This is a genomic window from Pseudonocardia sp. 2-7, assembly GCF_056341085.1.
The window spans coordinates 349,329-363,072 of sequence record NZ_CP094507.1 but is presented as its reverse complement, the minus strand read 5'-3'; the positions used below and the strand labels follow the sequence as shown (position 1 = coordinate 363,072).

At 76.3% G+C, this 13,744-nt stretch carries 12 protein-coding genes; 10 read left to right on the top strand and 2 right to left on the bottom strand.

Translation table 11 applies throughout. The features are described from left to right. Positions 1-143: 143 nt before the first annotated feature. The gene (locus MTO91_RS01860; protein WP_476653500.1) at positions 144-1,103 is read right to left on the bottom strand and encodes an HAD family hydrolase; all 960 of its coding nucleotides are present in this window, start codon (positions 1,101-1,103) and stop codon (positions 144-146) included. A gap of 674 nt (positions 1,104-1,777) precedes the next feature. On the opposite strand from MTO91_RS01860, the gene ssd reads away from it, so the two are divergent. From ssd to MTO91_RS01825, 7 genes are read left to right on the top strand one after another with little or no spacing between them, the layout of a single operon-like run. Next, a complete protein-coding gene (gene ssd, locus MTO91_RS01855; protein WP_405420078.1) occupies positions 1,778-2,869 on the top strand; it encodes a septum site-determining protein Ssd in 1,092 nt (363 codons plus the stop codon). Then, positions 2,866-4,023: a TadA family conjugal transfer-associated ATPase gene (locus MTO91_RS01850; protein WP_476653499.1), complete on the top strand. Its 1,158-nt coding sequence runs from the start codon at positions 2,866-2,868 to the stop codon at positions 4,021-4,023. Before ssd ends, MTO91_RS01850 begins: the two co-directional genes overlap by 4 nt. Continuing rightward, positions 4,017-4,838 carry a type II secretion system F family protein gene (locus tag MTO91_RS01845; RefSeq protein ID WP_476653497.1) on the top strand — a complete coding sequence of 274 codons (822 nt, stop codon included), beginning with the start codon at positions 4,017-4,019 and terminating at the stop codon, positions 4,836-4,838. Before MTO91_RS01850 ends, MTO91_RS01845 begins: the two co-directional genes overlap by 7 nt. Next, positions 4,835-5,548: a type II secretion system F family protein gene (locus tag MTO91_RS01840; RefSeq protein WP_476653495.1), complete on the top strand. Its 714-nt coding sequence runs from the start codon at positions 4,835-4,837 to the stop codon at positions 5,546-5,548. Before MTO91_RS01845 ends, MTO91_RS01840 begins: the two co-directional genes overlap by 4 nt. 58 nt (positions 5,549-5,606) lie before the next feature. Further along, positions 5,607-5,807 (top strand): DUF4244 domain-containing protein, encoded by a 201-nt coding sequence (locus MTO91_RS01835; RefSeq protein WP_208823421.1) that lies wholly within the window; start codon positions 5,607-5,609, stop codon positions 5,805-5,807. Continuing rightward, complete coding sequence (locus MTO91_RS01830) at positions 5,785-6,300, top strand: TadE family type IV pilus minor pilin (RefSeq protein ID WP_476653494.1); 516 nt, start codon at positions 5,785-5,787, stop codon at positions 6,298-6,300. Before MTO91_RS01835 ends, MTO91_RS01830 begins: the two co-directional genes overlap by 23 nt. Next, on the top strand, positions 6,297-6,731 hold the full coding sequence (locus MTO91_RS01825; RefSeq protein ID WP_405420092.1) for an Rv3654c family TadE-like protein: 435 nt from the start codon (positions 6,297-6,299) through the stop codon (positions 6,729-6,731). The genes MTO91_RS01830 and MTO91_RS01825 overlap by 4 nt, the downstream gene beginning before the upstream one ends. Before the next feature lie 374 nt (positions 6,732-7,105). Here MTO91_RS01825 and MTO91_RS01820 read toward each other — a convergent pair whose 3' ends face one another. Beyond that, entirely contained in the window at positions 7,106-9,649 is a 2,544-nt protein-coding gene (locus MTO91_RS01820; RefSeq protein ID WP_405420095.1) for a DEAD/DEAH box helicase, read from the bottom strand. Between the two features lie 367 nt (positions 9,650-10,016). On the opposite strand from MTO91_RS01820, the gene MTO91_RS01815 reads away from it, so the two are divergent. The 3 genes from MTO91_RS01815 to MTO91_RS01805 all read left to right on the top strand — a co-directional run bounded on the left by MTO91_RS01815 (position 10,017) and on the right by MTO91_RS01805 (position 13,722). Then, positions 10,017-12,320, top strand: a complete 2,304-nt coding sequence (locus MTO91_RS01815) for a sodium-translocating pyrophosphatase (protein WP_476653493.1) — start codon at positions 10,017-10,019, stop codon at positions 12,318-12,320. Positions 12,321-12,439: 119 nt separating this feature from the next. Then, entirely contained in the window at positions 12,440-13,045 is a 606-nt protein-coding gene (locus MTO91_RS01810; RefSeq protein ID WP_251783083.1) for a hypothetical protein, read from the top strand. A 74-nt stretch (positions 13,046-13,119) separates the two neighbouring features. After that, entirely contained in the window at positions 13,120-13,722 is a 603-nt protein-coding gene (locus MTO91_RS01805; protein ID WP_476653491.1) for a hypothetical protein, read from the top strand. Positions 13,723-13,744: the final 22 nt, after the last annotated feature.

Genomic DNA, 13,744 nt, shown 5'->3' with positions numbered 1-13,744 from the left:
CGGTCGCGACGCGGTCGGGTCCGCGGTGGTCGCGGCGGGGACCCGCGGTAGTCGCGGCGGGGACGGGCGGGGGCGCCGGACGAGCCGGGCAGCGCGCCGCTCGGCGCGGCCGGCGACGCCCTGCCCACAGGTCGGCCGTCGCGTCAGCGGCCACCGCGGGCGGACCGGGCTACGGCCGCCCCCGCCACCAGCGCCGCGAGCACCCCGCCGACCGCCGCCGCACCGAGCAGCGCCGGGTCCCGCCACAGCCCGCCCGCACCGGCCCCACCGGTGTCCTCGCCGGTCCCCTCGGTCGCCCGCCCGGCGTGGACACCACCGCGGGCCCCGGCCGCGAACCGATCGGACAGCCGGTCGCGCAGCCGGAACAGCCGGTCCCGGCGGGAGGCGGCGCGCACGAACGCGAGCACCGGCCACCCCCGCTCACGGGCGATCGCCCGCAGCTCACGGTCCGGGTTCACCACGGACGGCTGCCCGACCGCCTCCAGCAGCGGCAGGTCGGTGATCGAGTCGGTGTAGGCGGCGCACCGCGCGAGGTCGAGTCCCAGCTCCTCGGCGATCTCCCGGGCAGCGACGGCCTTGCCCTCGCCGTAGCAGTAGAACGCGATCTCCCCGACGTAGCGGCCGTCCTCGATGTGCATCCGGGTCGCCCGGAAGCGCGTGATCCCGACCAGCTCGGCGATCGGCTCGACGACCTCCAGCCCCGACGCCGACAGCAGCACGATCTCCGCCCCCTGCGCGCGGTGGTGCTCGATCAGCCGGACCGCCTCGGGGTAGACGAGCGGGCCCACGATCTCCTGCAACGTCTCGGCGACGATCGCACGGACCCGCGCCACCTCCCAGCCCTGGCAGACCAGCACCATCCGCCGGCGCAGGGTGTCCATCGTGGACGCGTCCGCGCCGGCGAGCACGAGCAGCAGCTGGGCCCACGCCCCGCGCAGGACGGTCGCGCGGTCGATCAGACCGGCGCGGGCGAACGGACGCGCGAACGCCAGCGCACTCGACCCGGCGATGATCGTGTTGTCGAGATCGAGGAACACCGCCCGGGGGACGGCGGCACCGGCGGTCCGGTCCGGCGCGACGGGGGCTGTGGAGGACTCGGGCACGACGTCCAGCCTGCCCGAACCGGGACGCGGCTCGTCCGCCGTCCCCGGCTCCGTCCACACCCCGCCGACCGTCGGCCCCACGGTGGGCGCCGCCCGTCCCCGCACCGCCCGGCCGGGGGTACGAGCACGCCGGTGACCGGCAGCGGAGAGTGATCGACCGTACGCGACCGGTCGCCCGGACGCGCTCACCGGTCAGTGGCGCAGTTCACCTCGTCGGGGTCGAGAGCGACATCGCCGCCGGTACCGGTCGGCGCAGGCCACGGCCGGAGTATGGGCGCGACCGGCATGTTCCGGCTACAGTTGACCGAGCTCGGACGTGGTCCGAGCGGGTTCAGCTCGACCCCCCGGGGCTGAACCGCCCGACGGCCCCCGCCAATCCCCCCTGGCGGGGGTCGTCCTACGTCCGGGGTCGGACGACACGGTCGTGTCGGTCGCCCGCCTCCCCGGTGCGCTCCCCGCCGCTCCGGTTCTGCTCCTCCGTGGCGCGCCCGCGAGGGCCCTCCCCCGTGCTCCATCCTCCCGCACGACACCGACGGAACCGGTGGGTTGTCCACAGGTCGGGCCGTTTCCACCACGTTGTCCACAGGCCCGCGATCGGGGCCGGCAGGGCCCTCCCGGGACCGCACGCTCGACACCGGGGCCCGCACCGGCGGGCCGGTGTGGAGGACGACGCGATGGACCGGCGCTGCCTGATCGTGGCCGACGATCCCGAGCTGCTCGACGCGCTGCTGCGGCTCGCCGCGGCAGCCGACATGGACGCCCAGCGCGCGGTCGACGCGGCCGACGCCCGCCGTGCCTGGGCCCGCGCACCGGTCGTGCTGCTCGACCGGGCCGGGGCCCGGCGCTGCGGTGAGGCCGGTTTCCCACGCCGCGACGGCGTCGTGATCACCGTCCCCGGCGAGCCCGCCGCGGAGGACTGGCGGATCGCGGTCACCCTCGGCGCGGACCGGGTCGTGCAGCTCCCCCAGGGCGAGGCCGGGCTGGCCGGGATCCTCGCCGACGCCCGGGAGCGCGCGGCGGGCGACGGGCGGGCCGGCCGGGTGCTGGCCGTGGTCGGCGGCAGCGGTGGGGCGGGCGCCTCGGTGCTCGCCACCGCCGTCGCGCTGACCTCCGCGCGGGCCGGGGAGTCCGCGCTGCTGGTCGACTGCGACCCGCTCGGCGGCGGCCTCGACCTGATGGTCGGTCTGGAGCAGGAGGCCGGGCTGCGCTGGCCGGAGCTGTCGGTCGGCGACGGCCGGGTGCGCGCCGCGTCGCTGCACGCCGCGCTGCCGCGGGCCGGGTCCGGGCGCACCGCGTTGTCGGTGCTGTCCTGCGCGCGCTCCCCGCACGGCCCCGAGCCGGCCGCGGTCACCGCGGTCCTCGACGCCGGGCGTCGCGCGGGCGGCACCGTCGTGTGCGACCTGCCCCGCTACCCCACCGACGCCGCACTCACCGCTCTCGGCACCGCCGACCTGACCGTCCTGGTGGTCCCCGCCGGGCTGCGGTCCTGCGCCGCGGCCGCCCGGGTCGCCGACGTGCTCGCCGAACACGCCCGGGCCGTGGAGCTGGTCGTGCGCGGGCCGTCCCCCGGCGGCATCACCCCCGACGAGGTCGTTGCCTCCCTCGGGCTGGCGCTGCTCACGACCATGCGCCCGGAGCGCGACCTCGCCGGTGCCCTCGAACGGGGGCGGACCCCCGGCTCCGGGCGGGGCCCGCTCGCCACCGCGGCCCGGGCCGTGCACGAGCGCCTCTCCGGCTCGGCCGGCCCCCGGCGGGTGGCGTCGTGAACCCGCTGGTCGACCGGGTGCGGGCCCGGCTGGCCGACGCCGGCGGCGAGACCGGGCCGGCCGCCGTCGCCGCGGCGGTGCGGGCCGAGTCCGGTGGGGTCGCATCCGATCTGGACGTCCTCGCCGCGCTCCGCACCCTGCGCCAGGAGTTCACCGGAGCGGGCCCGCTCGACGCGCTGCTGCGCGACCCGGCGACCACCGACGTGCTGGTCACCGCGCCCGACGCCGTCTGGGTCGACCGCGGCGACGGGCTGCGCCGCACCGGCATCACCTTCACCGACGAGGCCGCGGTCCGGCGGCTCGCCCAGCGCCTGGCGCTCGCCGCGGGCCGCAGGCTCGACGACGCGAGTCCCTGCGTCGACGGCAGACTCCCCGACGCCGGGGTCCGGCTGCATGCCGTCCTCCCACCGGTGGCGGCCGCCGGGACCGCGATCTCGCTGCGGGTGCTGCGCCCCGCCGGACACGACCTGGCCGCCCTCCGGCGGACCGGCACCCTCGACGCGACCGGCGAGGCCCTGCTGCGCGCGATCGTCGCCGCCCGGCTGGCCGTGCTCGTGGCCGGTGGGACGGGCAGTGGCAAGACCACGCTGCTCAATGCGCTGCTGGGCGCGGTCGACCCGGGCGAGCGGCTCATCACCGTCGAGGACGCCGAGGAGCTCTCGCCGCGCCATCCACACGTCGTGCGGCTGGTCGCCCGGCCGTCGAACATCGAGGGCTCGGGTGGCGTGCCGCTGCGCGAGCTGGTGCGTCAGGCGTTGCGGATGCGTCCGGACCGGCTGGTCGTCGGCGAGGTCCGCGGCGCCGAGGTGTGCGACCTGCTGGCCGCGATGAACACCGGTCACGACGGCGGCGGCTGCACCGTGCACGCCAACTCGGTCCGCGAGATCCCGGCCCGGATGCGCGCGCTCGCCGGGCTCGGCGGCATGTCCCCCGCCGCGCTCGACGGGCAGCTGACCGCGGCCGTCCAGGTCGTACTGCACATGCGACGCCGCCCCGGCGCCGGCCGGACGCTCGACGAGATCGGCGTGCTGGGCCGCTCCGACGACGGCACCCCCCGCGTCACCGCCGCCTGGAGCCGCGGCGGCGGGGCCGGACCGGGCCGCGACGAGCTCGCCACGCTGCTGCGCGAGCGCGGGGTCGGTGTGCCGTGCTGAGCACACTGCCCGGGACAGCGCAGGGCGTGGCGGTCCCCACCCTGCTCGCGCTGGCGGTGCTGGCACTGCCTGCGGCCCCGGGCCGGTCCCGGTGGCGGGCCCTGACCGGCACCGCGGCCGGCCTCCCGACGGCCCGGCTGCTCGCCCCGCCGTTGCCCCTGCTCGCCGCGCCGCTGGGGTGGCTGCTCCTGGGCCCCGCCGGTGCGGTGTGCGCAGCGGGGGTGGCCTGGAGTGCGCGGCGCCGGGTCGCCGCACGCCGCGCCGCGGAACGGGCCGGGTCGACGGCGGCCGAGCTCGCCGACGCGCTCGCCCGGATCACCGACGAGCTGCGCACCGGCGCGCACCCCGCGGCCGCACTGGCCGGACACGTGCACGACGGGCCGCTCGCCCGCGTGCTGCTCGAGCCGGCGGCCGTCGCCGCGCGGATCGGTGAACCGGTACCGGAGGCACTGCGCCGGACGGCGCGGGGGCCCGCCCGGCGCGACGTCGAACGGGTCGCAGCGGCCTGGGAGCTCGCCGACACCCACGGCGCCCCGCTCGCCGACCTGCTCACCGGGCTGCTCGACGACATCCGCTGGCGGATCGCGCACGGCGCCCGGGTGCGGGCCCAGCTGGCCGGACCCCGGGCGACGGCGTCGGTGCTGACCGGGTTGCCGTTGGCCGGGATCGGTCTCGGGCAGCTCATGGGTATCGCGCCGCTGACCGTGCTGCGCACCGGCCTGCACGGGCCGGCGCTGCTGCTGACGGGGGCCGTCCTCACGGTCGCCGGGGCGGCGTGGGCCGACCGGATCCTGCGTGCGGCGGTGCCGACGTGACCGCGGCCGCGCTCGGGCTCGCCGCGCTCGCCCTGGCCGTCGGCGGCGGGCGTCCCGGGCCGGGACGGCTGCGCGGGCTGCGTGCCGTCGTCGGCACGGCTGCGGCCGCGGCGCCGCCCCGCACGGCGGTCCTCGCACTGCTGGTCCCCGCCGGGGCCGCACTCGGCGGAGCCCTCGGCGGGGCGGGTGGCGCGGTCGTCGGCGCGGCGACGGGCGGCGGGCTGCTGTGGCTCGCCCGGCGGGCGGCCCGCGGGCCGGCCGCGCCGGTGGACTCCGCGGACCTGGCCGCCGCCTGGGACCTCCTGGCGACGTGTCTGGCCGCCGGTCTCGCCGTCGCGGACGCCGTCGGAGCCGCGGCCCGGCGGCTCGACGGCCCGGCCGGTGAGGCGCTGCGCCGGGTCGCGGGCCTGCTCGCCCTGGGCGCCGACCCCGACGACGCCTGGGCCGCCGCCGCCCCGGTCCCCGAGCTCGCCGGGTTCGCCCGCGCGGCGGGCCGGTCGGCCCGTACCGGTGCCGCCCTCGGACGCTCCGCCGCGGCGGAGGCGGCCCGGCTGCGCGCCGGTCTGGCGGACCTCGCCGAGGAGCGGGCGCAGCGCGCCGCGGTCCGCATCACCGCCCCGCTGGGGCTCTGCTTCCTGCCCGCCTTCCTGGTCCTCGGCATCGTGCCGGTCGTGATCGGGCTGGCCGGGGAGGCGTTCGCGCGGTGGTGACCACCGCCGCGCGGCGACCGGGTCCGCACCCCGCGGGCCCCCGACGAAGGAGACACCGATGACCCCCACCCGTTCCCAGCTGCACCGCCGGCTGCACGCACTCGCCTCCGACGACGACGGCATGTCCACCGTCGAGTACGCCGTCGGCACCGTCGCGGCTGCGGCGTTCGCCGCGCTCCTCTACGCGATCGTCAGCGGCGGCGACGTCCTCGCCGCCCTCACCGGGATCGTGCAACGTGCGCTGTCCACGACGCTCTGACCCCCACCGCACCGGCCGCGGCGGTCGCCGCACCGTCGCCCGGGGTGCAGCCGTCGGCGCCACGAACGGCCTGGCGAGTTCCCCGGCGGAGGACGACGGTGCGGTCACCGTCGAGGCGGCGCTGGCGCTCGGCACCCTGGTCGCGGTCACCGCGGCGGCGGTCGGAGCCGTCGCCGCGGTGGCGGCCGGGGTCCGCTGCACCGACGCCGCCCGCGAGCTGGCCCGCCAGGCCGCACGGGGCGACACCGAACGGGGCCGGGCCGTGGCCGCGCAGCTGGCCCCGGCCGGGGCCGAACCGGAGCTGCGTCTCGACGGCGATCTCGTCGTCGTGACGGTGCGGGTCCGGCCGGTCGGGCTGCTGCCGGTCACGATCAGCGGCACCGCGAGCGCCGCGGTCGAACCCGGCGTCGCGACCGGCGCGGCCCGGTCCGGGGCCCAGGCGGCCCGGTCCGGCGTCACAGCCGGGTCGGCCCCGCCCGGCGGCGCGTCATGAGCCGCCCGGCCCCTCCGCGCCGGGGCGACGATGCGGGCGTCGCCTCGGTGTGGGCCGCGACGGCGGCGGCGGTGCTGCTGCTCGTCGGCATCGTCGGCGTCGACCTGGCCGCCGCCACCCGCGCCCGGCACGTCGCCTCCGCCGCCGCGGACCTGTCCGCGCTCGCGGCCGCCGGCCGGTCGGTGGACGGCACGGCCGCCGCCTGCGCCCGTGCCGCCGACCTGGCCGACCGCAACGGCGCCGAGCTCCTGACCTGCCGCCTCGACGGCTGGGACGCCCTGGTCGAGACCCGGGTCGCCTGGTCGGGACTGCTCCCGCCGCGCGGTCCCGCGCGGGCGAGGGCACGTGCAGGCCCGGCTCCCGTGGACACCGGCCCGCCCCCGGCGAGCGGGACCGTGGACGGTTCCGGCCCCACCGCGGAGCCGTCGTGAACTCCCCCGGACGTGATCACGATCTCGGTGAGCGGTCCACGCCCCCGGATGAACGGACGGCGAACCCCGGAGCACACCGTCATCACGAGTGCTTACGACGAACGTCCCAGCGCGACCGCGTTTCGTCGTGGGGGCCTGACCGATCACCGACGTCGCGCGGCCCGCATCTGGTCACCGTCGCGACACTCGGGCCTACTGGGAGTCGCAGGGACGGGCAGGGTCCGGTCCGCTCCCGCCACGAAGACCACGCTCCCCAGACAGCGACGACGTCGGAGCGCCCCTGGCGCCCCCGTCCGATGTCGTCGCACGTGGTTGCCACCGGCCCGCCCCCGCCCCCGACGGGCGGGCCGGTGGTACCCCGTCCGGTTCCGCGATCATCGCGAACCGGTCGGGGCACCGCCTTCCAGCGCGGCGAGGACCAGGTCCAGCACCTGCACCGCCCCCGTCTTGTCCAGCGGGTTGTTGCCGTTGCCGCACTTCGGGGACTGCACGCAGGACGGGCAGCCCGTGCGGCACTCACAGTCCCGGACCGCGGCGCGGGTCGCCGCCAGCCACCGCCCCAGCACCTCGTGGCCGCGTTCGGCCAGGCCCGCGCCGCCCGGGTGCCCGTCGTGCACGAACACCGTCGGGAGCCCGGTGTCGGGGTGCAGCGCGGTGGACAGGCCGCCGATGTCCCAGCGGTCGCAGATCGCGAACAGCGGGAGCAGACCGATCGCGGCGTGCTCGGCGGCGTGCAGTGCGCCGGGGAGGCGTGCCTCGTCGATGGCGGCGTCGGCGAGCGCGTCGGGGTCGATCGTGTACCAGACCGAGCGGGTGTCCAGGCTCTGCGGCGGCAGGTCCAGCGCCGTCTGGTCGAGCACCGTCCCGTCCGGGGTGCGTCGCCGGTAGGCGACGACCTGGCTGGTCACCGTGGTCGCGCCGAAGCAGACCTGCACCGGTCCGTACCGGCGGTGCTCCATCACCTCGAGCACGGTGACGTCGGAGACCGACTGGGCCTCGGTGCGCCAGTCCGGGTCCTCGGCGTGGACGAGCGCGACGCCGTCGTCGAGGTCGAGCTCGTCGACGACGAAACTGTCGCCGCGGTGCAGGTACACCGCACCGGAGTGGATCGTGCCCGGGGCCGAGCCGCCGTCGACGGTGCCGAGCATCCGCCCGGTCGCCGCCTCCACCACGGCGACCTGCCCGAGCCCGGAGCCCCGGATGTCGACGTGCGCGGCGGGGGCGTCGCCGGTGTCGGGCCAGAACCAGCCGTGCGGTCGTCGGCGCAGCACGCCCTCGTCGACCAGGGCGTCGAGGACCTCCACCGCGGGGGCTCCCCCGAAGATCTCCTCGACGTCGACCGTGGTCAGTGGCATCTCCGCGGCCGCGCACGCCAGCTGCGGCGCGAGCACGTACGGGTTGACCGGATTGAGCACGCAGCTCTCCACGGGCGCCCCGATCAGCGAGCGCGGGTGGTGCACGAGGTAGGTGTCGAGCGGGTCGTCGCGGGCGACGAGCACGACGAGCGCCTCGTCGGCGGCCCGTCCGGCGCGCCCGGCCTGCTGCCAGAACGACGCGCGGGTGCCCGGGAAACCGGCCTGCACCACGGCGTCGAGCCCGGAGATGTCGACGCCGAGCTCGAGCGCGTTGGTGGTCGCGACCCCGAGCAGCTCGCCCGACATCAGGTCGGCCTCCAGCGCGCGGCGTTCCTCGGGCAGGTAGCCGCCGCGGTAGGCGGCCACCCGCGCGGCCAGCTCCGGAGCGATCTCGGCGACCTGGCGCTTCGCACCGAGCGCGGTGAGCTCGGCGGCCCGCCGGGACCGGACGAACGCCAGGGTGCGGGCGTCGGTCAGGACGAGGTCGGCGAGCATCCGGGCGACCTCGGCCCCGGCCGAGCGGCGGACCGGCGCCCCGTTCTCCCCGGTGATCTCGGCGAGCAGCGGCGGCTCCCAGAACGCGACGGTGCGCCCGGCGTGCGGGGACCCGTCCTCGGTGACGGCGACGACGCCGCGTCCGGTCAGCCGGGACGCGAACTCCTCCGGGCGGGCCACCGTCGCCGACGCGAGCACGATCACGGGACGCGCGCCGTAGCGCGCGGCGAGGCGCAGCAGCCGGCGCAGCAGCAGCGCCACGTGCGAGCCGAACACCCCCCGGTAGGTGTGGCACTCGTCGACCACGACGTAGCGCAGCCGGCGGAGGAAGGTCGTCCAGCGTCCGTGCCGGGGAAGGATCGACCGGTGCAGCATGTCCGGGTTGGAGAACACCCACCGGCAGTGCCTGCGGACCCAGTCACGCTGGTCCATGGGGGTGTCGCCGTCGAACGCGGCGGGCCGGACCCCGTCCGGGGCGAGCCCGTCGAGGGACCGCAGCTGGTCGGCCGCGAGTGCCTTGGTCGGGGCGAGGTACAGCGCCGTGGCCCGCGGGTCCTCGGCCAGCCCGGCGAGCACCGGCAGCTGGTAGACCAGCGACTTCCCCGACGCCGTCCCCGTCGCGACGACGACGTCGGCGCCGGAGTGCACCAGCTCCGCACCCTGCGCCTGGTGCGACCACGGGCGGGTCACGCCGCGGGCCGCCCAGGCCGTGCGCAGCGGCTCGGGCGTCCAGCCCGGCCAGTCGACCGGGTTCCCGGCCCGCGCCGGGATCCGCACGACGTGCCGCAGCGGGTCGTCGACGGCGCCGACCCCGTCGTCGACGGAGCCGCGGGATTCGTGAGAACGGTCGGAACCGAGGAGACCGTCAGGACCGTCGAAGCCGTCCTGCGCGGCGAACGTCCCGGCACCCGGCCCCGGCCCCGGCGCGTCCGTGTCGGCGGCACCGGACGCCCACGTGGTGTCGGCACGGGCCGGGTCGAGCCCCGAGCCCGCCAGCACGCGACGCAGCAGCTCCACCCCGCGCTGCGACCCGTCCGGGCCCTGCGTGCTCTCCGCCGTCGCTCCCACGACCGACCACGATGGCACAGATGTTCGAACGCTCCGCCGTCGCTCCCGGTGGCCGACCCGAACCGCCGGCCCGCAGCCGGTCGGATCGCGGAAGTCGTTGCACCGCAGTTGTTCTGCAGGTTCCCCGATTGCGTCGCAACATCGTGTGGGATTGATCACTTTTGCCAGTTCGTTACGTCTTGTGATCCCAATCGCACTGAGGGATGCACCACACTCCTAGACTGCACCAGCCCGGTCACCGGTGGACGCCGCCCGGGCCCAGTCGACGCCGACGAGGCCGTCGCCGCCAGGACGGGTCGAGCCACACCGGCCCGTCCCGGCCGCCGGGGACCTCGCCGGCCGGATCCTTTCCACCGGGAGGACACGGATGTCCCAGCCCACCTACCTCGCCCAGGGCCTCGAGCTCGGCGGCGGGGACCTCGCCATCGTCGGCGTGGTCGCGGTGGTCGCCCTCGTCGCCCTGGTCGTCGGCGGTCTCCTGTTGCGGGAGGTGCTCTCCTACGGCGAGGGCACCCCGAACATGCAGGAGATCGGCCGCGCGGTCCAGGAAGGCGCCACGGCGTACCTCAACCGTCAGTTCCGCACGCTCGCGATCTTCGCCGCGATCGTGTTCGTCCTGCTCTTCGCGCTCCCCGCCGAGGACCTCGGCGAACGCATCGGCCGGTCGATCTTCTTCGTCGTCGGCGCGGTCTTCTCCGCGATCATCGGCTACCTGGGCATGTGGCTCGCGACGCGCGCGAACATCCGGGTCGCAGCCGCCTCGCGCGAGACGGGCGGCCGGGAGAAGGCGACCCGCATCGCGTTCCGCACCGGCGGCGTCGTCGGCATGTTCACCGTCGGCCTCGGCCTCTTCGGGGCCGCGATCGTCGTGCTCGTCTACGCCGGCCAGGCGCCCCGCGTCCTGGAGGGCTTCGGCTTCGGCGCGGCACTGCTCGCGATGTTCATGCGGGTCGGCGGCGGCATCTTCACCAAGGCCGCCGACGTCGGCGCCGACCTGGTCGGCAAGGTCGAGCAGGGCATCCCCGAGGACGACCCCCGCAACGCGGCCACCATCGCCGACAACGTGGGCGACAACGTCGGCGACTGCGCCGGCATGGCCGCCGACCTGTTCGAGTCCTACGCGGTGACCCTGGTCGCCGCGCTGATCCTCGGCACCGCGGCGTTCGGTCTGCAGGGACTGCTGTTCCCGCTGATCGTCCCCGCGATCGGCGTGATCACCGCGATCCTCGGCGTCTACCTGACCAAGGCCCGCGCCGGGGAGAACACCCTGCGCGCGATCAACCGCAGCTTCTACCTCTCGGCGCTGTTCGCCGGGGTGCTGTCGATCGTCGCCGCCTACGTCTACCTCCCGGGCACCTTCGGCGAGCTGCTGAACCCGACCGACACCAGCGTCGTCGGCCTCGCCGGCGACCCGCGCCTGATCGCCTCGATCGCGGTCGTCATCGGCATCGTGCTGGCCGCGGTCATCCTCAAGCTGACCGGCTACTACACCGGCACCGAGGACCGTCCGGTCAAGGACGTCGGCGAGTCCTCGCTGACCGGCGCGGCCACCGTGATCCTGTCCGGCATCTCGATCGGCTTCGAGTCCGCCGTCTACACCGCCCTCGTCATCTCCGCGGCCGTCTACGGCGCGTTCCTGCTGTCCGGCTCGATCGTCGTGTCGCTGTTCGCGGTCGCGCTGGCCGGTACCGGCCTGCTGACCACGGTCGGTGTCATCGTCGCGATGGACACCTTCGGCCCGGTCTCGGACAACGCCCAGGGCATCGCGGAGATGTCCGGTGACGTCGAGGGCGAGGGCGTCGACATCCTCACCGAGCTCGACGCGGTCGGGAACACCACCAAGGCGATCACCAAGGGCATCGCGATCGCCACCGCGGTGCTCGCCGCGACGGCGCTGTTCGGCTCCTACCGCGACGCGATCAGCCAGGCCCTGGCCGGGGTGAACATCGCCGCGCAGGACGCCGGGACGGCCTTCGCCTACGAGGTGTTCAGCCCGAACACCCTGGTCGGTGTGATCATCGGCGCCTCGGTGGTCTTCATGTTCTCCGGCCTCGCGGTGAACGCGGTGACCCGCGCCGCGGGCGCGGTGGTCTACGAGGTGCGCCGCCAGTTCCGCGAGCACCCCGGGATCATGGACCGCACCGAGCGCCCGGAGTACGGCCGCGTCGTCGACATCTGCACCCGGGACTCGCTGCGCGAGCTGGCCACCCCCGGTCTGCTCGCCATCTTCGCCCCGATCGCGGTCGGGTTCGGTCTCGGTGTCGGCCCGCTGGCCGGCTACCTGGCCGGTGCCATCGCGACCGGTGTCCTGATGGCGATCTTCCTGGCCAACTCGGGCGGCGCCTGGGACAACGCCAAGAAGCTCGTCGAGGACGGCAACCACGGCGGCAAGGGTTCCGACGCCCACGAGGCGACGATCATCGGCGACACCGTCGGCGACCCGTTCAAGGACACCGCGGGCCCCGCGATCAACCCGCTGATCAAGGTCATGAACCTGGTCTCGGTGCTGATCGCCCCGGCGGTCGTGGTGCTGTCCACCCCCGACGCCAACCCGGTGATCCGGATCGTCATCGCGATCGTCGCCGTGGTGATCATCGCGGCCGCGGTGGTGGTCTCGAAGCGTCGCACCTCGGCGATCACCGACACCCCGGCCGAGAGCTCGGTCGGCTGACCGACACCTCGCAGGACCACGGCGGCCGCTCGTCCCATCGGGACGGGCGGTCGTCCTGCGTCGCGGGACGATTCGGATACTCTCCGCCGGACGGCAGTGATCACCCCGACGGAGGAGCGATGCGGACATCGCGAGGTCTCGCCGGACTCCTCGTCGCCCCGGCCGTCCTGCTGGCGGGCTGCGGCCCCTCCGGGCCGACCGTCGAGCAGTGGACCGAGTCGATGTGCGCGGCCGTGCTGCCCTTCGTCCGCACCGCCGTCGACACCCCCGGCGAGACCCCGGACCCCGCGCAGCGGCTGCGGGCCCTCTCGGACTACCTGACCCGCACCACCCAGGCCGCCGACGGCGCGCTGGGCGACCTGGACCGGCTCGGCCCGGCCCCCGTCGACGACGGCGAGGCCCTCTCCGCACGGCTCCAGGGCGGGCTCGGCGAGATCCGCTCGGCGTTCTCCGGGGCGCGTTCGCGGGTCGACGCCATCGACCCGGCCGACCCGGCCGCGGTGCAGCGCGACCTGCCCGCCGCGCTGGAGCCGCTCGCCCGCCTCGGCGGCACCACCGGACCCCTCGACGAGGTCACCGGCAACCCGGCGATCGCCTCGGCGTTCCGGGCCTCGACAACCTGCACAGATCTCACCCGGTCGGCGGAGCAGGCCCGCGCCACACCACCGCCCGGCGCACCCGCCGCTGCTCCGAACGGGCCAACCGGGGAGGGTGGAAGCAGCTGACCGGCGACGGCGTCCTACCGTCGACCACTGTCCGTGCCCCGGGCCCCGACGGGCCCCGACCCTGGAGCCCGACGATGGCCACCCCCCGCCCGGCGCGAACCGCCCGGGTCCTGCTCCCCACCCTGCTCGCCGCGCTCCTGGCCGGCGGCTGCGCGTCGAGCGTGGCCGGCACCCCCGCGGCGGACCCGGCTCCGCGGCCGACCGCGGGCGCCGGCGCCGACCCGGTCGCCTGGGGCGACAAGGTCTGCGGCGCGACCCTGGCCTACTACCAGCCGCTCAACACCCCGCCGAACTACGACGGCGCCGACCTCGCCGGCATCAAGACGCGGCTGTCGGAGTACCTCGGCAAGGTCGCGGCCGGCATCGACACCGGCAAGAAGCAGCTGACCGCGGCCGGCGAGTCCCCGGTGAGCGGCGGCGACGCGTGGGCGACCGCGGTGCGCGACATGCTCGACCGGTCCGGCACGACGATCGCCCAGGCCAAGAAGGACGTCGACGCGATCGACCCGAACGACGTCCAGGGCTTCAAGGGCAAGCTCGACGGCGCCCAGCAGAAGCTGCGGACGATCTCCGGTGCCCAGGGCCTGGACAAGATCGGCCCCACCCCGCGGCTGGACAAGGCGTTCGCGACCGCGCCGAAGTGCGTCGCCCTCAAGAAGATCAACGGTCCCGCCTGACCCGCCGCGTCACCCGTCCGGC